Origin of the sequence: Pseudoalteromonas sp. SWYJZ19 (assembly GCF_015864375.1) — a bacterium.
Taxonomy (GTDB): Bacteria; Pseudomonadota; Gammaproteobacteria; order Enterobacterales; family Alteromonadaceae; genus Pseudoalteromonas; species Pseudoalteromonas arctica.
Window position 1 is genome coordinate 135371 of the sequence record NZ_JADYXI010000012.1, and the last position, 24443, is coordinate 159813.

The following is a 24443-nucleotide window of genomic DNA, read 5'->3' on the forward strand; positions in this document are numbered from 1 at the left end:
ATTAAAAGTTACAAATTTAAAATTCGGTTATGTATTTGATACATCTGTTAGCGGCTGTGCAAAGCTGCTTGTTTGTTCGTTTTCCCCAAACCACGCTAGTTGCGAGTGCAGGGCGGCTACTTCACCAATAATGAGTAGCGCAGGCGATATAATGCTGTTGCGCTGGATTAAGTCGGCAAGTTCGCCTAATTGGCCTGTTACTACACGCTGATTTTTGCGTGTACCGTTTTCGATAATGGCAACAGGGGTGTCTGCTTTGCGGCCATGTTTTAAAAGCTCGCTTTGTATGTGCGGCGATTTAATTACGCCCATGTAAATAGCAAGCGTTTGATTTGCTTTTGCCAGCGATTGCCAATCAAGTTCTTGGCCGTCTTTTTTACAGTGGCCAGTTACAAATTGAATGGCTTGTGCATGGTCACGATGCGTTAGCGGAATACCCGCGTAAGCACTACAGCCTGCAGCAGCTGTAATACCTGGTACAATTTGATAATTTACGTTGTTAGCAGCCAGTACTTGTACTTCTTCGCCACCACGGCCATAAATAAACGGGTCACCACCTTTAATGCGGCATACTTTTTTGCCTTGTTTAGCAAGGTCGACCAGCATTTGGTTGGTGTCGTCTTGAACAACACTGTGATCGCCTAAACGTTTGCCTACACAAATAAGGTCAGCATCGCGGCGCACTAGTTCCATAATTTCGTCAGACACTAAAAAGTCGTATACAACCACATCGGCTTGTTGCATAAGTTGCAGTGCTTTAAGTGTTAAAAGCTCTGGATCGCCAGGGCCTGCACCTACTACATACACCTCGCCTTCGGGCTCAGCTTTAGCATCTAGCATTTGCTCTAGCTGTTGCTCAGCGCCTTCGGTATCGCCGGTTTGTACTTTACTCACGACAGATGAGTCGAACACACCTTCCCAAAATTGGCGGCGGTCTGAAAAATGTTTAAAGCGTTTTTTTACTTTGTCTCTAAAGCCACCTACAAGTGTTGCAAGTGGGCCAATATGATGCGGAATAAGGGTTTCGAGCTTTTCGCGTAAGCGACGCGCAAGTACGGGCGCTGTGCCTGCACTTGATATAGCAATCGTAATTGGGTCGCGGTCAACAATGGATGGGAATATAAACGTACATTTAGGTTGGTCATCAACTACGTTTACAAATACATTGCGGGCATTGGCAAGTTCAAATACGTTGTTGTTTACTTCATCGCGGTCGGTTGCTGCAATAACAAGCATTTTTCCATCGAGATGCGACTCATCAAAATAAGCATCAATAAGCGTTACTTCATTATTATGTGCATGCTCTTTTAGTTCGTCGCAAAACCAAGGCGCTACTAAAGTAACGCTCGCTCTCGCTTTTAAAAACGCGCGACATTTGCGTAATGCGACCTCTCCACCGCCAACAACCAATACTGGTTTGTTGTCGAGTTTGGTAAAGATAGGTAAATACTGCACGTTAATAAGACCCCTAAACAAATTCAAATATAAGAAAACGCTTTATTCTGATAAGCAGAATATAGCGGCTATCAATAAGTAAAAAATAATTAAAACCAAGTTGATATAACCAAAAGTTATAATAGGTGGGCTTTTTAGGCCTAAGAGTTAGTTAACAAGGGATTGCGCCGAGTTACAAGTAAAATAAACAGCTTATAGTGTTTGGTTATGAGCTATAGCGAGTTTGGTTTAATTTGTTAATATGGAGGCATATCAAATTTTGTACTTATACCAATTGCATTAAATTAGTGATCTATAATAGCGACGAGAAAATAGCTCAATAACAAGGCTAAAATTATGATACATAGTTGTTCTATATAAATAATTTTTAACGTAGTTAGTGAGTTATTTAATACGCTAAAATGATTATGTTTTTAATAAAATTGGTATTACATAAGCAACGGAGCTCTAATGACACAACACCAAAAAGATGCCGCATTAGCAGTCGCACTGATGGATTTAACAAGCTTAAACACCAGCGATACAACCAAAAACATTCAAGCGCTTGTTGATAGTATAAACCCGAGGCTGGGCACACCTGCTGCAGTATGTGTTTATAGCGACTTTGTTGATGATGCAAAAATAGCACTCGCAGCACGTGAGCTTAACTACGTAAAAGTTGCAACGGTCACTAATTTTCCAACAGGTGATGCACCACTGAGTGATGTAATTAACGAAACACTTATTGCAATAGAGCGCGGCGCTGACGAAATTGATTTGGTTATTCCTTACAAAAAACTCATAGCGGGCGATGTTCAAACAGTACTTAGCTATGTAAGCGAAAGTAAAAAAGCATGTGGGTCGCGCGCCCAACTAAAAGTAATAATAGAAAGCGGTGAGCTTAAAACTGAAGCACTTATAACGCAGGCTACTCAATTGGCTATTGAAGGTGGTGCCGATTTTGTAAAAACCAGTACGGGTAAAGTGGCCATTAATGCAACCCTTGAATCAACAAAAATTATGCTAACAGCCATTAAAAACTCGGATAAACGTGTGGGCTTTAAAGCTGCCGGTGGTGTTAAAACTGTTGCCGATGCCAGTGATTATTTAACGCTTACGCGCGCAATAATGGGTGATGATTATTTGCAAGCAAATACATTTAGATTTGGTGCTTCAAGCTTACTGAATGATGTTTACAAGGTGTTGAATGAAACGCAGCAGTGATGAGGAAAAACGTCAGTTAGAGCATGATGCTGCTAAATTGTTTTTACGTTGCTATGAGCAGCAGTTGGGTGTTCATATGCGCAACATTTGGCATAATGAGCCTAATAAACCTGACGTTAGTTGTTATCAAGAGAGTGAACAGCTTGATATAGAAATTGCTCATTTATATGCCAGCGAAACAGAAGCGATGGCTGTTTTAGGACGATCGTTGTCAATGCAAATGCAACGAGATTTGGCAGATATGGCACAAAAGCCAAGTGAACACAGATTGCGGGCTGCATTAGAGCGGTTGCTGAAACAAAAAGCGAAAAAACGTTATTATTCAGAGCGTACTTGGCTTGTTATTCGTAACGCCAGTACTATTTGGCACAAAGCTGACTTTGAAGCTGTGATCAATGACCTTAACTTTCCAAGAACCTATCAATTTGAGCAAATTTGGTTAGTGTGTGATTTTTATCGTGGTGAGTTATTACGTATAGATTGAAAAACGGCTCTAAGTAACAGCCGTTTTTCATTTTAAACTTAAAGATAATATTTATTAATTAAACTTAAACATGTTGCTTATACTTTCGAGGCTTGATTTGTTCGTTTTAGCAATACAACCACTATCATCAAGTGATTTTTTAGTTGTTTCATCAGCTAAACCCGTTACCTTTAGTTTTTTGTCTTGCTGGTACTCACGAAGTGCGATAACTGTTTTACGATCGTACTCAACATCCTGTGTTTCGAATTCTTCGTAATCAGGCTGGTTTCTTAGGTAACCCAAACATACCAAGCTTAGGCGCGACATTGCTAAATCCATCTTTTCATAATGTGGCATTCTATGAGTGGGTACATCGACTGTTACAGCGCTCTTGCTGGCTGTTTTTGCTTGTACAGCTGCCGGTGGCGGCGCAGTGTAACCCGATGCTAAAGTGTTATTACTGTTATAGCGATAGTAAGTATCTGGAATTTTAGTTTCTAAAAACTCAACCGCTTTAATAATAACTTCACGAAGGGCTTTTTCTTTAGGGGTATCAGACCATCCACTAATATTACCGCCAACAAGTGCGCCACCAAAGTTGGTTGCGGCTCCAGTAAAGTCAAAATCTTTACTGCCACCTTCAACACTTGTTGCAGCTAAAATGCGTGATGTGCGTGTATCTATTAGACGAAGATCAATCGCCATATGCGAGCCTGAGAAACCAGCGGATACAGAGCTAAATACATCACCCATAAAGCCGCCACTGCCAACACTTGCACCAGAGCTATCGTCATCAAATTCAGTTACCGCTGCAATAACGACTATTTCAGCGCCTTCAATCTCACCATAAGCGGCACCCGATGATGCACTAACGCGACCTGAGGCTGCTAGGTCTTGTTCTGATAAAACAGCATCAAGCGCTTGGCGCTCTAAAACAATAAAGCGATTTGTTGATACAAGTGCCGTAGTTAATTGATCAGCCATACCGTCGCCTATTTCTTTACGCCACCATTTTGAGTTGTTTGATTTGTCGGTAAAGCGTGCAACAGCAATACGAGCTTTAGGCCCATTGTATTGTTCTTGGGCGACAGTGTTTATGTCTGGTGAATTTTGACCTGACGTAACATTTGTGGAGGTGCTTTGACAAGCGCTAAGAGTGGCAGTTAATAGTGCCGTTAATAATAGTTTTTGTGGTGCTTTTAACATATGACTGTCCTTAATTAATATGCTCAAGGGAAATGCAGTGCATTTCCTTTAATATTTAAATTCATGTTAATTTAGTTAAATCAGTAGGTTAATAATAGTACTGGTGCGAAATGTTTAGTCACACAGGCGAAATTTATCAGGATTGTTCGCGAAACTGTTTTGGGGACATATTATATTTTGCTTTAAAGCACCGGGCAAAGTAGCTTTGTGAATTAAAGCCAACTTGCTGTGCTACTAGACCAATTGCAAGCTCACTATTTTTTAAAAGCTCTTGTGCAAATTCTAAACGAATATTTCGAATGTAATCGCTTGGTGTTAGGTTGTACAAGGCTTTCATTTTTAATTGTAAAGCGCGAGGGCTAAGGTAGAGCGCTGCTGCAAATTCTTCTACGCTAAATGCTTCGTCTTGGTAATGCTCTTTTACTGTCGTTTTTACACGCTCGGTAAATACATAATCTTTACTTTGCGCCATTTGTGGGTCGAGCTGGGTTGTTTGTGATAAAGCAGGTAGTTGTTGTTTTAAATGTTGATTAAGTACTTCTCTAATCGTTAATAACCCTTGAACGCGGCTGAGTAACAGCTGCGGCTCAAAAGGTTTACTCAAATAGTCATCAGCAAGTAAGTCTAGGCCCTTTAATTTACTATGCGTATCTGCCTTTGCTGAAAGTAATAACACCGGAATATGGCTAATAGCCGTGTCGCTGCGCAGTGCTTTAATAAACTGATAGCCATCCATAACAGGCATCATTACATCACTTATTACCAAGTCAGGCATTTCGTTTTTACATAAAGCTAAACCTAGCTCTCCGTTAGCTGCACTTATACACGTGAAGCTACTAATAAATAGTGACGTTATTAAATCACGCATTTCATCGTTGTCTTCAATAATAAGAATCTTATTACTTTTTACTGCACATAAATTATTGTTTTTAGACACAGCAAGAGCCGTGAGGTTAGAGGTTTCGTCTGTTTGAGTTGTTGGGAGTGAAACAGTAAAACAACTTCCTTTGTTTAATTCACTTTTAAGTTCAATAGTTCCTCCATATTGCTCAACTAGCTGCTTCACCAGCGCTAAGCCAATACCGCTACCACTTTGATTACTCGTATCTATGCGTGTAAATCGTTGAAAAACGGTCTCAAGGTGCTCTTTATCTATACCAACACCAGTATCTGAGACTGTGATGATTAATGTTTGTTTTTGAGTTAATAGCTGAAGTAATACTTTGCCAGTGTTTGGAGTGTATTTTTGTGCGTTACTCAATAAGTTACTGATAATAGAAATTGTATGATTTAGCTCTAATTTAATGGGAATAGTTTTTTGTGTTAAATCTTCAAACTTGAACGTAATATTTTTTTGTTTAAATAAAGGGGTGAAATCTTCAATTAATTGTTCAACTACCGGCTTTATAGCATAGGGTGTGACGTGTTTCACTGCTGTGCTTGGGCGCTGGCTGAGCTGTAAAAGTTGGTTTATTTGATCCAATAGCTTATAGCTATTACGTTGAATCATCGCTAGTTTTTGTTGGGTGTCTGAATCCTTATGGCTTTTTTGTAAACTCTCAAGTGGCGCTAATATTAAGCTCAATGGTGTTTTAAGTTCATGGCTAACATTATCTAATAGTTGGGTTTTTAAGTTGCTAAGTTCTTTCTCTTTTAAGTTTGCTTGCTCTGCAACGTTAGCTCTATACCTTGCTGTTATAATTAACCACATTATAAATAATACGATAATGATGTAAGTTACATAGGCAACATTGTTCTTCCACCAAGGTGGAGTAACTTTAAGCGCAACCATTGTTTTATCATCACTCCATTGACCGTATTGATCTTTAACTTTTACAATAAAGTGATAGCTTCCAGCGGGAAGTTGAGAATAACTAACTTGCCTCTGGTTTTTGTTTGCGTATAAAAACTGCTTATCTAACCCAGCTAACTTGTAAGCATATTGGTATTGAGAAGGGGGCTCTGCACTGTTTAAAGCAGAAAATTTAAAGCCGATAACACCATCTTCTTCTTTAAAAAAGAGTCTGTCTGTATAGCTTATAAGCTTAGCCGTTTGGGTCTTGTTTTTTATATATTGCTGTGTCCCGACTGACTGGTTAAAAATAAGTAAGTCTGTAATAACGGGTTCTGGGGGTTGAGTTGCTAGAGTCAGCTTTAACGGATCAAATTGATTAAAACCGTTAATACCACCAAAAAATAGCTCGCCGTCATCGGCTTGAAAAGCGGCACCTAAAATAAAAGAATGATGCTGTATACCGTTTGCGGGTAAAAAATGCTGCATTTGTTGGGTTTGAGGAGCGTAACGGGTTAGGCCTTGGTTGCTGCTTAGCCACAAGTAACCGCTGCTATCTTGTTTAATTGCAAAAATATTATCGTTAAGTAAGCCATCAAACTCTGTAATGTTTATTACTTTGTTTGTTTGGATATTTAACTTATTGAGCCCGCCAAAAGTACCTACCCATAAAGTGTTTTTATCTTGTAAATGCAAGGATGTAACCATGTCATGCGTTAAACTATTAGGCTTTTTAAGATCGCTTTGGTAATGGGTGAATGTTTCATCATGTAAAGAAAGTTTATTTAACCCTGCGCGGGTTCCTGCCCATATAGCGTTGTTGTCGCTGTCATAAGTAATACTAAAAACAGTATTATTTGAGATACTATTTTTATCTGCGGTGTATTTAAAATTTGTAACCTGTAAAGTATCGGGATTAAATCGCGTTAAGCCTTCGTTACTGCCCAGCCATAAATTACCACTTAGATCACCTTCGATTGCATAAATACGGTTACTACTGAGTTGATGGCTTTGCACAGTAAAAGCCGAAAAGTTATCATTAATTGGGTTGTAAAGCAGTAAACCACCTCCGTATGTGCCTATCCATACGCGTTTATTGGCATCTTCATAAAGACTAAATATATTGTTATTAGTTAAGCCTATATCTTGATTTTTATCTGTTTCATAGCGTTTAAATCCTGTGTCAGTTTGTTTGTTAAGTCCGTCGCGCGTACCCACCCAAAGTAAGTTGTTACTGTCTTTGAGTATTGCTCTTACAAAGTCATTCGAGATAGAAGCTGGGTTATTGCTTTGATGTTTTTGATGACCAAACTGAGCCTGCCTTTTATCATAGCGATGTAATCCATAGCCGTCTGTACCAATCCAAATAATGCCTTGAGGGTCTTGGTAAAGTGATAATAGGTGATCGTTAGCTAAGCCATGTTTTAAATCTGGAGAGTGAGTAAGTTGACGAAACTCGCTACTTAGTAAATTATCTGTAGCTTGGTAATAAAGACCATGACCATAAGTGCTTACCCATAATTTTTTTTCATCATCAAAAAGTATATCTGTGACCCAAACATTTTTGAGTTGCTCAAAGTTATAAAATGCGAGTGTGTTTGAGTCAAAAACACTTAGACCAGTCTTACCTCCTATAATAAATTTGCCGTTTGTTACTTTTTTTAATTGCCAGAGCTGTTCAGGGCTATTAGATATATGTTCGAACCGATGTGTTTGTGTATCGAACTTAATCAGCCCGATACTACTTGCTAACCAAAGGTTTTTTTGATCATCAAAAAGCACATCCTTAAAAACAACATTTAAGTGATTCGTGCCCTGATAAGAAAATAATTCGGTAGTACCTGTGTATGTATCTAAACGAGTAAGTTGCCCTTTATCGTGACCAATCCAAATGATTTGTGGCGAATTAGAAGAAATTGATGAAATACGTTCATTTGTAATAGGAGGAGCTGAGTACTGGTTAAAAACACTAAAACTTCCTGTTTCAGTATTTAATAAGTTAAGTCCATTACTTGTTGTCGCAAACCAAATGTGGCCGTTTCCTAAATTCAGGCAGTCCGTAATCCAATTTCCCGAAATACTAGGTTGTGAAGGATTGAATTTATAGTGCTTAAATTCATACCCATCAAATCGGTTTAAGCCACCTTGGGTAGCAAACCAATGAAACCCTTTTTCATCAGTGGTACTGCAGGTAATTGAATTTTGTGATAAACCTTGTTCATTTGTATATGTATCTAAGTACAATGGCAGGGCATAAGAACTAATATGAAATAATAATAAAAAGCTAATAATTTTATATCTTATGATTGTTTTTATTGCTTTCACAGACTTCCCATCTAATTGTGAGTCCCTATAATTTGGACAATCATAAACTGCTTTTTAATCAATGTTAAGATTGATTTTTTAATGCAATGCCGAGATTTTCCAATGTGGGTATCTTTTAGGCTTGTGTTAATGGACTGCGTAAGTATAATAGGCATCCACTTTGCAGGGGCGTAGTTCCAATTGGTAGAACAGCGGTCTCCAAAACCGATGGTTGGGAGTTCGAATCTCTCCGCCCCTGCCAGTTTTACTTGTGGTTTGAGTAGTCTGAGATTAAAAACCGGTTTAAATTAAGTCTGTTTTTAAGTTTAGATTTTAATGGATTAACCCTGCCGTAGTGTAGGGTTGTTGTGTCTGTAGTTAAGGTAATAATATTATGAGCACGAATGTAGAAACACCATCAAGTGCGATGGAGTCAGTAAAGTGGTTAGTAGCAATCGCGCTACTTGCAGGCGCAGTTGTTGGTAATCATATGTATGCAGATCAATCTGTATTACTACGTGCTATCGGCGTTGTTGTTGCAATAGCGGCCGGATTAGCAATTGCCTCGCAAACATTTAAGGGACGTAACTTTCTTGCTTTCGCTAAAGAAGCTCGAATTGAAGTACGCAAAGTTATTTGGCCAACGCGTCAAGAAACTACCCACACGACATTAATTGTAATGGTTGCAACAGTGATTATGGCACTTATCCTTTGGGGATTAGATGGCATTTTATTCCGCGCTGTAGGCTTTTTAACTGGATTGGAGATCTGATCCCATGTCGGATGAGAACGAGAACAAAGAAATTAAGTTACGTTGGTATGTAGTACAAGCCTTTTCTGGTTACGAAAAGCGTGTAGCTCAAACGTTAACTGAACACATTAAAATCGAAGGTCTTGAATCGAGCTTTGGTGAAATATTAGTACCAACTGAAGAAGTTGTTGAGATGCGCGCTGGACAAAAGCGTAAATCTGAGCGTAAATTCTTCCCAGGTTATGTACTAGTACAAATGGATATGAATGACGCAAGCTGGCACTTAGTGAACAGCACTGAACGCGTAATGGGCTTTATTGGTGGTACGTCTGATCGTCCTGCTCCAATTAGTCCTAAAGAAGCAGAACGTATTCTTAATCGCCTACAAGAAAATGCTGAAGCACCTAAACCTGCTACATTATTTGAACCAGGTGAAGTTGTACGCGTTACTGATGGACCATTTGCAGATTTCAGTGGTGTAGTTGAAGAAGTTGACTACGAAAAAAGCCGCGTAAAAGTATCTGTACTTATTTTTGGTCGTTCTACGCCAGTTGAGCTTGAATTCGGTCAAGTTGAGCAAGATAGGTAATTGATTAAAAAAGCTTCGCTGATTTTTATTTAAATTTTAGTATGAAGCTTGAAAAAGGCCGCTGATTAACTTATAATCAGCGGCCTTTTTGTATTAAGGTAAAAATTTATTTTTACTGTGCAAAAAGTACGAAACCAATTTTTAAACTGGGAAGCCGTTAGAGTACGCGTCCTCGCGCGCACAAGGCTGAGACCCACCAAATGAGGTATTTATAATGGCTAAAAAAGTTGAAGCTCTAATCAAGCTACAAGTTGCCGCTGGTATGGCTAATCCTAGTCCTCCAGTAGGTCCTGCACTAGGTCAACACGGTGTAAACATCATGGAATTCTGTAAAGCGTTTAACGCACGTACAGAGTCTATCGAAAAAGGCGCTCCAGTTCCTGTAGTGATCTCTGTTTACGGTGACCGTTCATTTACGTTCGACATGAAAACGCCACCTGCTGCTTACTTACTTAAGAAAGCTGCTGGTATCAAGTCAGGCTCAGGCCGTCCTAACACTGATAAAGTAGGCACAGTAACTCGTGCTCAACTTGAAGAAATTGTTGAGACAAAACGAACTGACCTTACAGCTGCCGATATGGACGCAGCGGTTCGCACTATCGCAGGTTCTGCGCGTGCGATGGGCTTGAACGTAGAGGACTAAGAAATGGCTAAATTAACTAAACGTATGCGTACTATCCGCGAAAAAGTGGAAGTAACAAAAGATTACGAAATCAATGAAGCAGTTGCTCTTTTAAAAGAGTTAGCGACAGCTAAATTCGTAGAAAGTGTTGACGTTGCCGTTAACCTTGGTATCGATGCTCGTAAATCTGATCAAAACGTTCGTGGTGCTACTGTACTACCTAACGGTACTGGTCGTGACGTTCGTGTTGCTGTATTCACACAAGGCGCTAATGCAGAAGCTGCAAAAGAAGCCGGTGCTGAATTAGTAGGCATGGAAGATCTTGCTGAACTAGTTAAAAAAGGCGAGATGAACTTTGACGTTGTTGTTGCATCACCAGACGCTATGCGTGTTGTTGGTCAACTAGGTCAAATCTTAGGCCCACGTGGTCTAATGCCAAACCCTAAAACTGGTACTGTAACGCCTAACGTTGCAGAAGCAGTTAAAAATGCTAAAGCAGGTCAAGTACGTTACCGTAATGACAAAAATGGCATCATCCATACTACTATTGGTAAGGTTGATTTCACTGCAGAGCAATTACAACAAAACCTTGAGTCTCTAATTGTTGCGCTTAAGAAGGCTAAACCTTCTCAAGCTAAAGGTATTTACTTGAAGAAAGTAACTATCTCTACAACAATGGGCGCAGGTGTTTCTGTTGACCAAGGCACTTTAAGCACAACTGTAGCTTAATTAGTGTTTACATGGCGTGAAATTTGTACTATAATTTCGCGCCATTTTGTTGATTAATTTATTAATTAGCAAAGTAAAGAATTCGGGTTGAAGTCCATAATTTCGTTAAGCCTTCGGGGTTAACGATAAATTGGGCTTCCGTCCAAGACCGTAGGTGGCTTCGGCCTTAATATTCACCTACGTAGACGGTGTAGACCCCAGATAGATTTTTCCTAATCCTTCTGGCTCTCGCCGTAAAAAGCATCTCTACCTTGTTTGGTAGGGAAGAGTAGAACAGGGGAATCCGATAATCGGTATCCCCATTAAACCAGGAGTAACACCCATGGCTTTAAATCTTCAAGGCAAAAAAGCAATAGTTGCTGAAGTCAACGAAGCAGCCAATGGTGCTCTATCTGCAGTTGTTGCAGATTCTCGTGGTGTAACAGTTGGCGCAATCACTGCCCTTCGTAAAGAAGCTCGTGCAAATGGTGTTTGGATGAAAGTTGTCCGTAACACTTTAGCAAAACGTGCTCTTGAAGGAACAGATTTTGAGTGTCTTTCTGATTCATTTGTTGGTCCAAGCTTAATCGCTTTCTCATCAGAGCACCCAGGTGCTGCTGCGCGTATCTTTTCAGATTTCGCGAAAAAGAATGAGAAATTCGAGCTTAAAACGGCCGCTTTTGAAGGAAATGTTGTTGATGCAGCAATGCTTGCTACATTACCTACATACGATGAAGCTGTTGCACGCTTAATGAGTGCTATGAAAGAAGCGTCTGCTGGCAAATTGTGTAAAACAATTGAAGCAGTACGTGTACAGAAAGAAGAGCAAGCTGCTTAATTTTAAGCTGTTTAATCACTTTCGGTGTAAAATTTATTTGGACGTAATGTCCGTTAATTATTAGGAAATTTGTAATGTCTGTATCTAAAGACCAAATCCTTGACGCAATTGCTGAAATGTCAGTAATGGACGTTGTTGCTCTTATCGAAGCAATGGAAGAAAAATTCGGCGTAACTGCTGCAGCTGCAATGGTAGCTGGTCCAGCTGCTGAAGCTGCTGAAGAGAAAACAGAATTTGACGTAATCCTTACTGGCGCTGGCGCTAACAAGGTTTCTGCAATCAAAGCTGTTCGTAGCGCAACTGGCCTTGGCCTTAAAGAAGCGAAAGCTCTTGTTGAAGCTGCTCCTACACCTGTTAAAGAAGGTGTATCTAAAGAAGAAGCTGAAGCACTTGCAAAAGATCTTACTGAAGCTGGTGCTGAAGTTGAGGTTAAGTAATTTAGCTTTTGCTAAGTTCGCTGCCTGAGAAATCAGGCAAGGGCTGGTGATTATTTAATCACCGGCCTTTTTGCGCTATAGAGTGATGCACTCTTTTAGTTCAAATAAAATCTGATTTTTTCTTTACTTTCAACGCTTTATAGTTTGCTAGTGTTAAAGTGGGATCTAATTAGAACAACAGTTAAATGTTGTAAAATCTTGGCATAGCTGCCAGTTAAGTCTGTTCTTACAAGAACAGGTCGGGTCAAAGATCAGCAAGCTGAGGAACCCCATGGCTTACTCTTATTCTGAAAAGAAACGTATCCGTAAGGATTTTGGTAAACGTCCACAAGTTTTGGATATACCTTTTTTACTGTCTACACAGTTAGAATCGTTTAAAAAATTCTTAGTGCCGGACGCTGATGGCGATCATGGTTTGGAAGCTGCCTTCCGTTCTGTGTTCCCTATTAAAAGCTACTCGGGAAATTCTGAGCTTCAATACGTAAGTTACCGTATTGGTGAGCCAGTTTTCGATGTAAAAGAATGTCAAATTCGCGGTGTGACTTATTCTGCTCCACTTCGCGTGAAACTGCGTCTTGTTGTTATGGACAAAGAAGCACCAGGCACAGTTAAAGACATTAAAGAGCAAGAAGTTTACATGGGCGAAATTCCGCTCATGACAGATACCGGTACTTTTGTAATCAATGGTACAGAGCGTGTTATCGTTTCTCAGCTACACCGTAGCCCTGGTGTATTCTTTGATAACGACCGCGGTAAAACCCATTCATCGGGTAAAGTATTATATAACGCACGCGTTATACCTTACCGTGGTTCATGGTTAGACTTCGAATTTGATGCAAAAGATAACTTATATGTACGTATTGACCGCCGTCGTAAATTACCGGCGTCTATCATCCTACGTGCACTAGATTATTCTAGCGAACAAATCCTAGATATGTTCTTCGATAACACTACGTTTGAAGTAACGAACGGTAAAGTTCTTATGGAACTTGTACCTTCGCGTTTACGTGGTGAAACTGCCGCTTTTGATATCAAGAGCGAAGACGGTGAAGTATTTGTTGAAAGCGGTCGTCGTGTTACGGCTCGCCACATCAAGAGCATCGAGAAGAAAGGCATTAAGCAATTAGAAGTACCACATGAGTACATCATTGGCCGTATTGTAGCTAAAAACTATGTTGATGAGTCAACTGGTGAAGTTATTGCAAATGCAAATGACGAGCTAACTCTAGAGCTAATGGCTGAATTGGTTAAAGCCGGTTACACTAAAATTGATACGTTATATATCAATGAAGTGGACAGCGGTGCTTACATGTCAAATACTTTGAACATTGACTCTGCAAGCAGCCGTTTAGAAGCACTAGTAGAAATTTACCGCATGATGCGCCCAGGCGAGCCACCGACGAAAGACGCGGCTGAAGCCTTATTCCAGAACTTGTTCTTCTCTGAAGAACGTTATGACTTATCTACTGTAGGTCGTATGAAGTTTAATAGCCGTGTTGGTTACGATACAGACACAGGCCCTGGTACATTAAGCAAAGAAGACATCGTGTCTGTTATGAAAGTATTAATTGCTATTCGTAACGGTCAAGGCGATGTTGATGATATCGATCACTTAGGCAACCGTCGTATACGTAGTGTTGGCGAAATGGCTGAGAACCAATTCCGTGTTGGTCTAGTACGTGTTGAACGTGCTGTACGTGAGCGTTTAAGCTTAGGTGACCTTGACGCGATAATGCCACAAGATCTTATTAACGCTAAGCCTATTTCGGCAGCGGTTAAAGAGTTCTTCGGCTCGTCTCAGTTATCACAGTTTATGGACCAAAATAACCCACTATCAGAAGTTACGCATAAACGTCGTATCTCTGCATTAGGTCCGGGCGGTCTAACTCGTGAACGTGCAGGCTTTGAAGTACGTGACGTTCACGTAACTCACTATGGTCGCGTATGTCCAATCGAGACTCCTGAGGGTCCAAACATCGGTCTAATTAACTCATTGTCTACGTACGCACGTACAAATGACTACGGTTTCTTAGAAACACCTTACCGCAAAGTGGTAGATGGTGTTGTAACTGATGAAGTTGATTATTTATCAGCCATTGAAGAAGGTCAGTTTGTTATAGCACAGGCGAATTCAAACTTAACTGAAACCAATGAGTTTGTTGATGAACTTATCCCATGTCGTCACAAAGGTGAATCTACCTTTATGGGTCGCATGGACCAGCAGTATATGGATGTATCACCACAACAGGTGATCTCTGTAGCGGCAGCACTTATCCCGTTCCTAGAACACGATGATGCTAACCGTGCATTGATGGGTTCAAACATGCAACGTCAAGCAGTACCAACATTGAAAGCGGATAAGCCGTTAGTAGGTACTGGTATTGAGTTAACACTAGCGAAAGACTCTGGTGTAACTATCGTTGCTAAACGTGGTGGTGAAGTAATGTATGCTGACGCAAGTCGCATCGTTGTAAATGTACATGAAGAAGAACGCATCCCTGGTGAAGCGGGCATCGACATCTACAACTTAACCAAATACACACGTTCAAACCAAAATACATGTATTAACCAAAAACCAACTTGTATGGTTGGCGAACCGGTTACTCGTGGTGACGTGTTAGCAGATGGTCCTTCGACTGACTTAGGTGATTTAGCCCTTGGTCAAAACCTTCGCGTGGCATTCATGCCATGGAACGGTTATAACTTCGAAGATTCAATCTTGTTATCTGAGCGCGTAGTTGAAGAAGATCGTCTAACGACTATCCATATTCAAGAGCTACAGTGTGTTGCCCGTGATACTAAATTAGGTCCAGAAGAGATCACAGCAGATATCCCGAACGTGGGTGAATCTGCACTAGGCAAGCTTGATGAATCAGGCGTTGTATATATTGGTGCTGAAGTTAAAGGCGGCGATATCCTAGTAGGTAAAGTGACTCCTAAAGGCGAAACACAGCTTACACCTGAAGAGAAGCTACTGCGTGCTATCTTCGGCGAAAAAGCGTCTGACGTTAAAGACAGCTCTTTACGTGTACCAAATTCTGTAACTGGTACTGTAATTGACGTGCAAGTTTTCACCCGTGATGGTGTTGAAAAAGATAAACGCGCGTTAGAAGTTGAAGACATGCAGCTTCGCGAAGCGAAGAAAGACTTCAACGAAGAGTTCCGTATTTTAGAAGCAGGCGTTTTAGACCGTGCACGTAAGCTACTTATAGCTGCTGGTTTTGATGAAGATAAACTTGCATCTCTAAATGCTGAAAAAGTACTTACGCAAAGTCTTGCTGAAGAAGACAAGCAAGCTGAGCTTGAGCAACTAGCTGCACAATACGATGAGCTTAAAGCTGAATACGATAAGAAGTTTGAAAACAAACGTCGTAAAATTACCCAAGGTGATGACTTAGCACCAGGCGTACTTAAGATTGTTAAAGTATACCTAGCTGTTAAACGTCGTATCCAACCGGGTGATAAAATGGCGGGTCGTCATGGTAACAAAGGTGTTATCTCGACTATCGTACCAGTAGAAGATATGCCTTACGATGACAAAGGTCGTACGGTAGATATCGTATTGAATCCACTAGGTGTACCATCACGTATGAACATCGGTCAGATCCTTGAAACACATATGGGTCTTGCTGCACGTGGTATCGGTGAACGTATTGAAGAGATGATGAAAGAACAACGTGAGCTTCATGAGCTACGTGACTTCATCAAGCAAGCATACGAAATTGGCGAATCTCGCCAAGTTGTAGATATTGCTAGCTTCACTGATGACGAAATTCGTCGTCTAGCTGAAAACTTAAAAGGTGGTTTACCAATAGCTACTCCTGCATTTGATGGCGCGAAAGAAAGCGAAATCAAAGACATGCTTGAGCTTGCGGGCTATCCTCGTAGTGGTCAGGTTACACTTTATGATGGCCGTACTGGCGATCAGTTTGAACGTCAAGTAACTGTTGGTTACATGTACATGCTTAAATTGAATCACTTAGTTGATGATAAAATGCATGCACGTTCTACTGGTTCTTACAGCCTTGTTACTCAGCAGCCGCTGGGTGGTAAAGCCCAGTTCGGTGGCCAGCGTTTTGGTGAGATGGAAGTATGGGCACTTGAAGCTTACGGTGCTGCTTACACTCTACAAGAAATGCTAACAGTGAAATCGGATGACGTGAACGGTCGTACTAAGATGTATAAAAACATCGTTGATGGTAACCATAAAATGGAACCAGGTATGCCAGAATCGTTCAACGTATTGTTGAAAGAAATCCGCTCACTGGGTATCAACATCGAGTTGGAAGAAAATTAAGCCAATTAGATGCTGCAGTTAACGCTGCAGCATCTGTTACGGCTGAATAGAATGTAGGGACGAAATTATCCGTCCTCAAGATTAACTCCGACAGGAGAGCTAAGGTGAAAGACTTACTTAAGTTTCTGAAGCAACAAAATAAGACCGAAGAATTCGATGCAATTCGCATTGGTCTTGCTTCACCAGACATGGTTCGTTCATGGTCATTCGGTGAAGTAAAGAAACCTGAGACTATTAACTACCGTACTTTCAAGCCTGAGCGCGATGGCTTATTCTGTGCCCGTATTTTCGGCCCAGTGAAAGATTATGAGTGTTTATGTGGTAAATATAAACGCCTTAAACACCGTGGTGTGATCTGTGAAAAGTGTGGCGTTGAAGTAACACTCACTAAAGTGCGACGCGATCGTATGGGTCATATCGACCTTGCGAGCCCAGTTGCACATATATGGTTTTTAAAATCATTACCGTCACGTATTGGCTTAATGCTAGATATGACGCTTCGTGATATTGAACGTGTTCTTTACTTCGAATCATTCGTAGTAACTGAGCCTGGTATGACAACGCTTGAGCGTGGTCAGCTATTAGGTGAAGAAGAATACTTAGATTCACTAGAAGAGCATGGTGATGAATTTGAAGCTAAGATGGGTGCTGAAGCAGTTTTAGACTTGCTTCGTGAACTTGATCTTGCTCAATTAATTGCTGAGATGCGTGAAGAGTTACCAACAATTAACTCTGAAACTAAGCGTAAAAAAATCACTAAACGTCTTAAGTTAATGGAATCGTTCCACCAATCAGGTAATAACCCTGAGTGGATGATCATGACAGTACTTCCAGTATTGCCACCTGATCTACGCCCATTAGTACCATTAGACGGTGGTCGTTTTGCGACATCTGATCTAAATGACCTTTACCGTCGTGTTATTAACCGTAATAACCGTCTTAAACGTCTACTAGATTTAGCAGCACCAGACATTATTGTACGCAACGAAAAACGTATGTTACAAGAAGCGGTAGATGCGCTACTTGATAACGGTCGTCGTGGTCGTGCAATTACAGGTTCTAACAAACGTCCTCTTAAATCTCTTGCTGATATGATCAAGGGTAAGCAAGGTCGCTTCCGTCAGAATCTACTTGGTAAGCGTGTAGATTATTCAGGCCGTTCTGTAATCACAGTTGGTCCTACACTTAAGCTTCACCAATGTGGTCTTCCTAAGAAGATGGCACTAGAGCTATTCAAACCATTCATCTATGGCAAACTAGAACGTCGCGGCATGGCTACGACAATCAAAGCTGCTAAGAAGATGGTTGAACGTGAAGTTCCGGAAGTATGGGATGTACTTGACGAAGTAATTCGTGAACATCCAGTATTACTTAACCGTGCACCAACACTTCACCGTTTGGGTATCCAAGCGTTTGAGCCTGTGCTTATCGAAGGTAAAGCAATTCATTTGCATCCATTAGTATGTGCGGCGTACAACGCCGATTTCGATGGTGACCAAATGGCGGTACACGTACCGTTAACAATCGAAGCGCAGCTTGAAGCTCGTGCATTGATGATGTCAACAAACAACATTCTATCTCCTGCGAATGGTGAGCCAATCATCGTTCCTTCACAGGATGTTGTATTGGGTCTTTATTACATGACTCGTGACCGCATTAACGCTAAAGGCGAAGGCGCGATATTTAAAGATCCAAAAGAAGCAGAAAAAGCATACCGCAGTGGCAATGCAGACCTTCACGCAATCGTGAAAGTACGTATTAGTCAATCAGTTAAAAACGAAGACGGCGTAGTAGAAGACACTATCACTGTTATCGATACAACTGTTGGTCGTGCAATTCTGTCTCTAATTTTACCTAAAGGCATGCCGTTTGCGTCAATCAACCAGCCGCTAGGTAAAAAGCAGATTTCTGGCTTATTGAATGAGTGTTACCGTCGTTTAGGTCTTAAAGATACAGTTATCTTTGCTGACCAAGTTATGTACACCGGTTTCCATTATGCAATGAAGTCAGGTGTTTCTATCGGTATTGATGACTTAGTTATCCCACCGGTTAAAGCACAGATAATTGAATCAGCTGAAGCTGAAGTTACTGAAATCAACCAACAATTCCAATCAGGTCTTGTAACGGCTGGTGAAAAGTACAACAAAGTTATCGATATCTGGTCACGTGTAAACGAAAACTTATCACGTGAGATGATGTCTAACTTGTCGAAAGACACAGTTATCAATGCACAAGGTGAAGAAGTAGAGCAACCGTCATTTAACTCAGTGTTTATGATGGCCGACTCAGGTGCTCGTGGTAGTGCTGCACAGATTCGTCAGTTGGCGGGTATGCGTGGTCTAATGGCACGTCCAGATGGTTCAATCATCGAGACGCCAATCACAGCTAACTTCCGTGAAGGTCTAAACGTACTTCAGTACTTCATCTCAACGCATGGTGCGCGTAAAGGTCTTGCCGATACAGCACTTAAAACAGCAAACTCGGGTTACCTAACGCGTCGTCTAGTAGACGTTGCACAAGATTTGGTAATCAATGAAGATGACTGTGGTACAGAAGATGGCTTAACAATGAAACCGCTTATTGAAGGTGGTGATGTTGTAGAACCACTTCGTGAACGTGTTCTAGGTCGTGTTGTTGCTGAAGATATTGTAATTCCAGGTACTAATACAGTACTTGTTGAACGTAATATCATGCTAGACGAAAAACTGTGTGACCTTTTAGAAGAGCACTCAGTAGATGAAGTTCGTGTACGTTCTGTTATCACGTGTGATAATGACTTTGGTGTTTGTGCTAACTGTTACGGTCGTGACCTAGCACGTGGTCATATCATCAACGCTGGTGAATCAGTGGGTGTTATCGCGGCACAGTCAATCGGTGAGCCAGGTACACAGTTAACAATGCGTACCTTCCACATCGGTGGTGCGGCATCTAGAGCATCTGCAGAAAATAATGTACAAGTTAAAACTAACGGTACATTAAAACTTCATAACTCTAAGTACGTACTTAACACAGACGGTAAGATTGTTATTACTTCTCGTTCTACGGAAATTACTATCATTGATAGTCATGGTCGTGAGAAAGAGCGCTATAAAGTACCTTACGGTGCGGTATTAACAGTGCAAGACAATACGGAAGTTCAAGGTAACGACATCGTTGCTACTTGGGACCCGCATAGTCACCCAATCGTTCTTGAGCATAAGTCAAAAGTATCGTTCAGCGATATCGATGATTCAAATACTGAAGCACAGACTGATGAACTAACTGGTTTAACCCGTGTAGTTGTAAAAGATCTTGCTAAAGTAAATACGAAAGAACCAAAGCTTATCATCGAAAGTGAAGAGCGCGGTCTGCAAGAAACACGTCTTCCTTCATTCACGACGATTGAAGTTATTGACGGCGTTACAGCAAACCCAGGTGACGTGTTAGCACGTATTCCGCAAGAAGGTTCGAAAACTCGTGATATCACGGGTGGTCTACCACGCGTAGCCGACTTATTTGAAGCTCGTAAGCCAAAAGAACCAGCTATATTAGCTGAGATCACAGGTACTATTAGCTTCGGTAAAGAGACTAAAGGTAAGAAGCGTTTAGTTATTACTCCAGCTGAAGGTGATCATTACGAAGAAATGATTCCTAAGTGGCGTCAACTTAACGTGTTTGAAGGTGAGCAAGTGTCTAAAGGTGAAGTTATCGCCGATGGTCCTGAATCACCGCATGACATCTTACGCCTACGTGGTGTGACTCATGTTGCTAACTACATCGTTAACGAAGTGCAAGAGGTTTACCGTTTGCAAGGCGTTAAGATCAATGACAAGCACATTGAAACAATTATCCGTCAGATGATTCGTAAATGTACCATCATACACAGCGGTGATACTGACTTCTTAGCCGGTGAACAAATCGAAGTGGCGCGCGTTAATATCGCAAACCGTGACCTTGAAAAACAAGGTAAGATACCAGCTAAGTATGAAATCCAGTTAATGGGTATCACAAAAGCATCACTAGCAACAGAATCTTTCATCTCTGCAGCGTCTTTCCAAGAGACAACACGTGTTCTTACAGATGCGGCAGTGAATGGTAAGAGCGATGAGCTTCGCGGTCTTAAAGAAAACGTAATTGTGGGTCGTTTGATCCCAGCCGGTACCGGTTTTGCGTATCATCAAGAACGTATGGCTCGCCGTAAACAAAGCAAAGTAGTAGTAGAAGAGCAAACAGTAAGTGCAGAAGAGGCAACTCAAGCACTTACAGACGCTCTAAATGCTGATTTGTCTGGAAATCAATAAACTGTTCTTAATCAATGGATTAAGTGATCGTGAGGCAGTTATATGCTGTCTTACGGTTAGTTTAGGTTGACAGGTTAAACTTTGCTCATTAAAATTCCGCCACCCATTTACTTGTGTGCTCAATGCAGGCTCGTAAATAAAGGGCGGATTTTTTATTTTTTTCAGTAGTAATTTTAATTTCAGGAGCTATTTAAATGGCAACTATTAACCAGCTAGTGCGTAAGCCACGCCGTAGCAAGGTTACGAAAAGTAACTCAGCTGCACTAAAAGCGTGTCCGCAAAAGCGCGGTGTATGTACTCGCGTATATACAACTACACCTAAGAAACCTAACTCGGCGTTACGTAAAGTAGCACGTGTACGTTTAACTAACGGTTTCGAAGTAACTTCATACATTGGCGGTGAAGGTCATAACCTTCAAGAGCATAGTGTAATCCTAATCCGTGGTGGTCGTGTTAAAGATTTACCAGGTGTGCGTTTTCACACTGTTCGTGGTGCACTTGACTGTGCAGGCGTTAGCGATCGTCGTCAAGCTCGTTCTAAATACGGTACAAAACGCCCTAAAGGCTAATTGTATTCCGTTAGTAAGGCCAAGCACTAAATATATATAATTATTGTTTTGGGTGATTGACTCGAAAGAGCAAACCTGAATAAACCGGAGATACAAAATGCCTAGAAGACGCGTAATCGGTCAACGTAAAATTCTTCCAGATCCTAAGTTCGGATCGGAACTTCTTGCTAAATTCGTTAACATCGTAATGTTAGACGGCAAGAAATCTACTGCTGAAAAAATTGTTTATGGTGCGCTAGACGTGGCTGCTGAGAAATCAGGCAAGTCGCACCTAGAAATCTTTGAAACTGCACTTGATAACATCCGCCCACAGGTAGAAGTTAAATCTCGCCGTGTTGGTGGTTCAACTTATCAAGTACCAGTTGAAGTACGTCCAGTTCGTCGTAACGCATTAGGTATGCGTTGGTTAGTAGACGCTGCACGTAAGCGTGGCGAAAAATCTATGGGCTTACGTTTAGCTCAAGAAATCGTTGACGCTGCTGACAACAAAGGCACTGCGGTTAAGAAACGTGAAGACGTTCACCGTATGGCTGAAGCGAATAAAGCATTCGCTCATTACCGTTGGTAATCTGTCTTTAACCTTTAAGAGGATCATATGGCACGTACAACTCCACTTGAGCGCTATCGTAATATAGGTATTGTTGCTCACGTAGATGCAGGCAAAACCACCACAACAGAACGTGTTCTGTTCTACACAGGTCTTTCTCATAAGATCGGTGAAGTACATGATGGCGCTGCAACTATGGATTGGATGGAGCAGGAACAAGAGCGTGGTATCACAATCACTTCTGCTGCAACAACGTGTTTTTGGAAAGGGATGGACGCTCAATTTGACGCCCATCGTATCAATATTATTGATACTCCAGGACACGTAGATTTCACTATCGAAGTAGAGCGTTCTTTACGTGTACTCGATGGTGCGGTAGTTGTTCTTTGTGCTTCATCTGGTGTACAGCCGCAAACTGAGACAGTTTGGCGTCAAGCGAACAAATACGAAGTTCCGAGAATGATCTTCGTAAATAAAATGGATCGCACGGGCGCTGACTTCTTAGCAGTGGTTAGCCAGGTGAAATCTCGTCTTGGAGCAACGCCTGTTCCAATTCAGTTGCCTGTAGGCGCTGAGGACGACTTTAAAGGTGTTATTGACCTCATAAAAATGAAAATGATTAACTGGAACGAAGCGGACCAGGGTATGACTTTTTCATATGAGGCAATACCGGCAGAACTTCTGGAATTAGCTGAAGAATGGCGCTCTCATTTAGTTGAAAGCGCTGCTGAAGCAACAGAAGAACTAATGGATAAATACTTAGAAGGTGAAGAGTTAAGTGAAGCAGAAATTAAAAATGCTTTACGCCAACGAACATTAGCTAATGAGATTGTTCCAGTTACTTGTGGTAGCGCATTTAAAAACAAAGGCGTTCAAGCTGTGCTTGATGGCGTTGTTGAGTATATGCCGTCGCCAGAGCAAGTGAAACAAATCCAAGGTATCTTAGAAAATGGTACTGAGGAAGAACGTCCTGCTAATGATAAAGCGCCGTTTGCTGCACTCGCATTTAAGATTGCTACAGACCCGTTCGTTGGGACCTTGACCTTTTTCCGTGTTTACTCTGGTACTGTTAAACAGGGTGACACGGTATATAATCCAGTAAAAAGTAAGCGTGAGCGACTTGGCCGTATCGTACAGATGCATTCAAACTCTCGTGAAGAGATCAAAGAAGTTTTCGCAGGCGACATCGCGGCAGCTATTGGTCTTAAAGACGTAACAACAGGTGAAACACTGTGTGATCCGAATTCTATTATTACGCTTGAGCGTATGGAATTCCCTGAACCAGTAATCTCTATTGCGGTTGAGCCTCGCACTATAGCTGACCAAGATAAGATGGGTATCGCGCTAGGTAAACTAGCTGCTGAAGACCCTTCTTTTCGCGTACAAACTGACGAAGAATCAGGCCAGGTTATAATCTCTGGCATGGGTGAGCTTCACCTAGATATCATCGTCGACCGTATGAAACGTGAATTCAGTGTTGAATGTAACGTTGGTAAGCCGCAGGTCTCATACCGAGAAGCTATTCGTTCAACTGTTAAGGTTGAAGGGAAGTTTATACGTCAGTCAGGTGGTCGTGGTCAATATGGTCACGTTTGGCTTAAACTTGAACCGATGGACATTACGGATGATGAGTCACCAATTTACGAGTTCGTTAACGAAACCGTAGGTGGGTCTGTTCCTAAAGAGTTCGTTCCTGCGGTAGACAAAGGTATCCAAGAGCAAATGTCTCAAGGTGTACTGGCAGGCTACCCATTACTTGGCGTTAAAGCGACTTTATATGATGGTTCATTCCATGATGTAGATTCGAATGAAATGGCATTTAAAATAGCAGGTTCACTGGCAATGAGAGATGGGGCGCGTAAAGCTGACCCTGTACTTTTAGAGCCAGTAATGAAGGTTGAAGTACTCACTCCTGATTCAAATATGGGTGATGTAGTTGGCGACTTAAATCGTCGCCGCGGCATAATCGAAGGCATGGAAGATGCATTAGGTGGACTTAAGCAAATTAATGCGCAAGTTCCTCTTTCTGAAATGTTTGGTTATGCGACTGCTTTACGATCTGCAACACAGGGCCGTGCCTCATACTCTATGGAGTTTGTGAAGTACGCTGAAGCCTCGAAAAACGTTGCAGATACAATAATTTCAGCTCGCGCTGTTATATAATTTTAGCTTGTCTGGCTCAATAGTGAGTCAGGCTTTAATTTCTTTATTAGGAATTTTTTAAGATGGCAAAAGAAAAGTTTGAACGCGTAAAACCGCATGTAAACGTTGGTACAATCGGCCACGTTGACCACGGTAAAACTACACTAACTGCAGCAATCACTAACGTACTTGCAAAAGTATACGGCGGTGTTGCTAAAGATTTCGCATCAATCGACAACG

At 41.3% G+C, this 24443-nt stretch carries 17 protein-coding genes and 1 tRNA gene; 15 read left to right on the forward strand and 3 right to left on the reverse strand.

Going from position 1 to position 24443, the window contains the following annotated elements; genetic code table 11:
* Nucleotides 1–27: 27 nt before the first annotated feature.
* Nucleotides 28–1455, reverse strand: coding sequence for a siroheme synthase CysG (gene cysG, locus I6F45_RS13275; RefSeq protein WP_197160769.1), 1428 nt, complete (start codon nucleotides 1453–1455; stop codon nucleotides 28–30).
* A 450-nt stretch (nucleotides 1456–1905) separates the two neighbouring features.
* Here cysG and deoC point away from each other — a divergent pair, with 450 nt between their 5' ends.
* Entirely contained in the window at nucleotides 1906–2658 is a 753-nt protein-coding gene (deoC, locus tag I6F45_RS13280) for a deoxyribose-phosphate aldolase (RefSeq protein WP_197119360.1), read from the forward strand.
* Complete coding sequence (locus tag I6F45_RS13285; protein WP_101216814.1) at nucleotides 2642–3142, forward strand: hypothetical protein; 501 nt, start codon at nucleotides 2642–2644, stop codon at nucleotides 3140–3142. Before deoC ends, I6F45_RS13285 begins: the two co-directional genes overlap by 17 nt.
* Nucleotides 3143–3196: 54 nt before the next feature.
* Here the strand turns inward: I6F45_RS13285 and I6F45_RS13290 are convergent, their stop codons facing one another.
* Nucleotides 3197–4327, reverse strand: a complete 1131-nt coding sequence (locus I6F45_RS13290) for a CsgG/HfaB family protein (RefSeq protein WP_165740251.1) — start codon at nucleotides 4325–4327, stop codon at nucleotides 3197–3199.
* Between the two features lie 136 nt (nucleotides 4328–4463).
* Nucleotides 4464–8444: a hybrid sensor histidine kinase/response regulator transcription factor gene (locus tag I6F45_RS13295; RefSeq protein WP_197160770.1), complete on the reverse strand. Its 3981-nt coding sequence runs from the start codon at nucleotides 8442–8444 to the stop codon at nucleotides 4464–4466.
* Nucleotides 8445–8608: 164 nt separating this feature from the next.
* Here I6F45_RS13295 and I6F45_RS13300 point away from each other — a divergent pair.
* The 13 genes from I6F45_RS13300 to I6F45_RS13360 all read left to right on the forward strand — a co-directional run.
* Nucleotides 8609–8685: transfer RNA gene (locus I6F45_RS13300), tRNA-Trp, on the forward strand.
* 132 nt (nucleotides 8686–8817) lie between these two features.
* Nucleotides 8818–9195: a preprotein translocase subunit SecE gene (gene secE, locus I6F45_RS13305; RefSeq protein WP_002958877.1), complete on the forward strand. Its 378-nt coding sequence runs from the start codon at nucleotides 8818–8820 to the stop codon at nucleotides 9193–9195.
* Between the two features lie 4 nt (nucleotides 9196–9199).
* Nucleotides 9200–9763, forward strand: coding sequence for a transcription termination/antitermination protein NusG (gene nusG / locus I6F45_RS13310; protein WP_166420077.1), 564 nt, complete (start codon nucleotides 9200–9202; stop codon nucleotides 9761–9763).
* Between the two features lie 214 nt (nucleotides 9764–9977).
* Entirely contained in the window at nucleotides 9978–10406 is a 429-nt protein-coding gene (gene rplK, locus I6F45_RS13315; RefSeq protein WP_002958879.1) for a 50S ribosomal protein L11, read from the forward strand.
* A gap of 3 nt (nucleotides 10407–10409) precedes the next feature.
* The gene (gene rplA, locus I6F45_RS13320) at nucleotides 10410–11114 is read left to right on the forward strand and encodes a 50S ribosomal protein L1 (protein WP_165740516.1); all 705 of its coding nucleotides are present in this window, start codon (nucleotides 10410–10412) and stop codon (nucleotides 11112–11114) included.
* Between the two features lie 322 nt (nucleotides 11115–11436).
* Nucleotides 11437–11931: a 50S ribosomal protein L10 gene (gene rplJ, locus I6F45_RS13325; RefSeq protein WP_002958881.1), complete on the forward strand. Its 495-nt coding sequence runs from the start codon at nucleotides 11437–11439 to the stop codon at nucleotides 11929–11931.
* Nucleotides 11932–12005: 74 nt separating this feature from the next.
* A complete protein-coding gene (gene rplL, locus I6F45_RS13330) occupies nucleotides 12006–12368 on the forward strand; it encodes a 50S ribosomal protein L7/L12 (RefSeq protein WP_002958882.1) in 363 nt (120 codons plus the stop codon).
* A gap of 271 nt (nucleotides 12369–12639) precedes the next feature.
* Nucleotides 12640–16665 carry a DNA-directed RNA polymerase subunit beta gene (rpoB, locus tag I6F45_RS13335; protein WP_165740515.1) on the forward strand — a complete coding sequence of 1342 codons (4026 nt, stop codon included), beginning with the start codon at nucleotides 12640–12642 and terminating at the stop codon, nucleotides 16663–16665.
* Nucleotides 16666–16769: 104 nt separating this feature from the next.
* Complete coding sequence (gene rpoC, locus I6F45_RS13340; RefSeq protein WP_165740514.1) at nucleotides 16770–20945, forward strand: DNA-directed RNA polymerase subunit beta'; 4176 nt, start codon at nucleotides 16770–16772, stop codon at nucleotides 20943–20945.
* Nucleotides 20946–21139: 194 nt separating this feature from the next.
* Nucleotides 21140–21514, forward strand: a complete 375-nt coding sequence (gene rpsL, locus I6F45_RS13345; protein WP_008165517.1) for a 30S ribosomal protein S12 — start codon at nucleotides 21140–21142, stop codon at nucleotides 21512–21514.
* Nucleotides 21515–21611: 97 nt separating this feature from the next.
* Nucleotides 21612–22082 carry a 30S ribosomal protein S7 gene (rpsG, locus tag I6F45_RS13350; RefSeq protein WP_010392135.1) on the forward strand — a complete coding sequence of 157 codons (471 nt, stop codon included), beginning with the start codon at nucleotides 21612–21614 and terminating at the stop codon, nucleotides 22080–22082.
* Between the two features lie 27 nt (nucleotides 22083–22109).
* Nucleotides 22110–24224, forward strand: a complete 2115-nt coding sequence (gene fusA, locus I6F45_RS13355; RefSeq protein WP_165728275.1) for an elongation factor G — start codon at nucleotides 22110–22112, stop codon at nucleotides 24222–24224.
* Nucleotides 24225–24286: 62 nt separating this feature from the next.
* Nucleotides 24287–24443: GTP-binding protein (locus I6F45_RS13360; protein ID WP_231609672.1), on the forward strand; the 157-nt coding region annotated here is incomplete at its 3' end.